Source organism: Zooshikella sp. RANM57, from assembly GCF_050749885.1.
Taxonomy (GTDB): domain Bacteria; phylum Pseudomonadota; class Gammaproteobacteria; order Pseudomonadales; family Zooshikellaceae; genus Zooshikella.
In genome coordinates, this window is sequence record NZ_JBOIUB010000059.1 from 1 (window position 1) to 607 (window position 607).

Below are 607 nucleotides of genomic sequence, written 5' to 3' on the forward strand. Positions count from 1 at the left end.
AATGGGGGGCAGCAGCAACCGCAACCGCCATCGGTATGGATATCGCGTCACAAAGCAATAGTACCACTGCTAACTCTTTATCCCAATCAGAACAATATCGCCGACGAGCGCAAGAATGGACCATACAACGTGACAGCGCTCAAGATGAAGTATTGCAAATACAGGCACAACAAGAAGCTTTAGTGACTCAAATGGAAGCAGCTGAGCTGCAAAAAAACTACCTAGAGACGCAGCGTGCACAAACGCAAGCACAAAGAACATTTTTGCAAACAAAATTTACCAATGAGGCGCTTTACAGTTGGATGCAGGGGCGTTTATCTACCGTGTACTACCAGTTTTACGATTTAACTGTTTCTCGTTGTCAACGAGCAGAAGCGGGTTATCAGTGGGAAACCGAAGACACTCGGTTTTTCATCAAACCGGGTGCATGGGATGATAATCATGCAGGCTTACTCTCTGGGGAAGCGCTACAACTGAACTTAACACACATGGAGTCAGCTTATTTAGACTGGAAATCCAGCGTATTAGAAATTAGTCGCACCGTGTCGATGGCAAAGGAAGGTCAATTTGAGGATTTTAAGGAATCCGTTAATGAGGCACTTAATAA

General features: G+C 45.0%; 1 pseudogene. It reads left to right on the forward strand.

Annotation, left to right across the window (positions count from 1 at the left end):
- A pseudogene (locus ACQ96U_RS27120) lies at window positions 1-607 on the forward strand (hypothetical protein); the annotation flags it as partial.